General features: G+C 67.2%; 2 protein-coding genes and 1 pseudogene. 1 reads left to right on the top strand and 2 read right to left on the bottom strand.

Annotated elements, in window-relative coordinates:
* Window positions 1-453, top strand: a pseudogene (locus ACE3UY_RS02785) (hypothetical protein); the annotation flags it as partial.
* An 84-nt stretch (window positions 454-537) separates the two neighbouring features.
* Here the strand turns inward: ACE3UY_RS02785 and ACE3UY_RS02780 are convergent.
* Complete coding sequence (locus ACE3UY_RS02780; protein ID WP_374686028.1) at window positions 538-1794, bottom strand: lipocalin-like domain-containing protein; 1257 nt, start codon at window positions 1792-1794, stop codon at window positions 538-540.
* A gap of 120 nt (window positions 1795-1914) precedes the next feature.
* On the bottom strand, window positions 1915-2183 hold a 269-nt coding region (locus tag ACE3UY_RS02775; RefSeq protein WP_374686027.1), incomplete at its 5' end, for an FtsX-like permease family protein.

Raw genomic sequence — 2183 nt, 5'->3', positions numbered from 1 at the left:
CAGACCGGGCCGCCGGGGGCCACGCAGATCGCGGCCTTCAACGAGGTCAACGTCTGGCGGCGCGACGACGTGCTGCCCTTTGCCTTCACCGTCGCGCCCGGCCAGCCCATCGCGCCGGGCAGCGTGCCGGCCGTCGCCGTCCGGCTCGATGGCCCCAACCGCGTCATCGTCGCCGCCGCTGGCGGCGCGGCTGGCGAACAGCTCGTCGTCCTGGTCAGCGACTACCCCGGCTGGCGGCTGACGGTGGACGGCCAGCCCGCCAGCATACAGCCCGTCAACGGCTACCTCGGCGCGGCCCTCGCCCCCGGCGAGCACACCTACGTCTTCGACTTCCACCCGCGGAGCTATGACGTGGGCGTGGCGATTAGCTTGCTGACCGTGGCCCTCTGTGTATGGCTCGTCGCTGCCGAACTATTCACGGCCGCCCGCCGCGCCCGAACCGCAGAGTTGTAACGCGGGTTGGCAACCCGCCTCTTCGATTCACAGACGTGGGATGCCATCCCGCGTTACAGGGAAGAGGCGGGATACCATCCCGCGCTACAACCTCCCCTCCATCGTCCCCACATACCCCGTCAACTCAATATACCCAGTCGCCGCTACCGGCGCGCCGGCCTGGGTTCCGCTGAAGGCGACCGCCCCCTCCCAATAGACCGTGGACAGGTTCAACTCCTGGTCGGCCAGCAGCGGCCGCCCCTCCAGTTCCAGCCCTACTGACGGCACGCTGATTTGCCACCCCGCCGGATACTCGCCGCCGCTGGTCGGGCTGGTCCAGGTATCGGTGACTTCCAGCGTCCAGTCGCCCCAGGCCAGCGGCGTCACCGTTCCGTCCGGGGCGATGTAGCTGCCGGCCGACAGCGGTTCGCGCGTCCCGTCCGCCCGGCGAATCTCGAACAGCATCAGCGCCCCGCCGTCGTCTAACTGGAGCGACAGCCAATCCCAGCCGACCGCCCCCTCGCTCAGCGCGCTGGTGCTCCACTCGTGATCCTTCCAGGCTCGTCCCGTCACCTCGAACCGCTCCCCACCGACCGTCACCACGCCGGCCGCCCGCTGCTGCACGAGGGAGTAGTAATAGGAAGCATTGCCCGGCTCCGGCCCCTTCTGGCTCAGCCCGCCGTCGCCATGCAGTACCGGCGGGATCGTCTCCGTCAGCGTCAGGTCGAGCGCCGCCGCCTCCGCCCGCGCCCGCAGCCGCACCTGTCCCGGCCCGACCGCCTCGATCGTCCAATCCTCCAGCCAGACCCGATACGGTTCGGCCGTCGCCCCCGCCAGCCCAGCCGCTCCCCGGCTGAAGCGCTCGGCCGGGTAGAACGCGCCCCCGCCAATGTCGCTGATGGCGAAGTGGGCCAGATACACCTGGTTCGAGCGCCAGGAAGAATCCACAGATTTCACAGATTGCACAGATTCGGAAGTCGTTGGTTGTTGGTCGCTGGTCAAGCCGCCAATGATTTCTGAATCTGCGTAATCTGCGAAATCTGCGGATTCTTCCTCTGGCGTCAACGCCCGCCGGAAGATGGTGAACTGGAACCCGAACGCCCGCCCGTCGGCCGTCGTCAGGTTGCCGGTGTAGTACCACCACTCCGTCTGGTAGTCGTCGTGCGGCCCCAGGTCGCGCGGGAACTGGATGGCCCCCGGCTCCGTGGCGCGGGCGAACCCCTCGGTCGCCCCCGCCGCCGGCAGCGCCTCCAGCGACGCCTCCAGCGCTCGCTCTCCCTCTCCCGCCCACAACGGTCGCCCGACGATCAGCCCCACGACGAGGACGCCTATCCCGATGAGTACAAACCACACTCGTTTCATGAGATTTGATCCGCAAACAAAAGAAGCTCACGCCAAGAACGCCAAGAATTCCAAGGACGCAAAGCCTTTCTTGATTCTTCTTTGCGCTCTTTGCTTCTTTGCGTTCTTGGCGTGAGCCTCTTACTCCTCTCGAATCGCCGTAGCGATCTCCATGTTGCCCACCCGCCACGACGGATACACCCCCGCCAGCAGCGCCGCGCCAACGGCCACCAGCAGCGCCTGGACTAAGTACGCCGGCTGCAAGTCCATCGTGAGCGTCCAGCCGAACGACCGCACGTTGATAACGTATACCAGAATCCACGCCAGCGCGTAGCCCACCGGCATCGCCAGCAGCCCGGCCACCCCGCCCATCAGCCCCGTCTCCAGCAGCGTCAGCCCCCACAGCTGTT

It is taken from the genome of Promineifilum sp. (SeqCode) (genome assembly GCF_041918635.1).
Taxonomy (GTDB): Bacteria; Chloroflexota; Anaerolineae; order Promineifilales; family Promineifilaceae; genus Promineifilum.
This window is presented reverse-complemented; position numbering and strand designations above follow the sequence as displayed.

What these genes read in the sequence shown, in the direction of transcription:
- ACE3UY_RS02780 (WP_374686028.1), bottom strand. Translation starts at nt 1,794, where the DNA reads ATGAAACGAGTGTGGTTTGTACTCATCGGGATAGGCGTCCTCGTCGTG.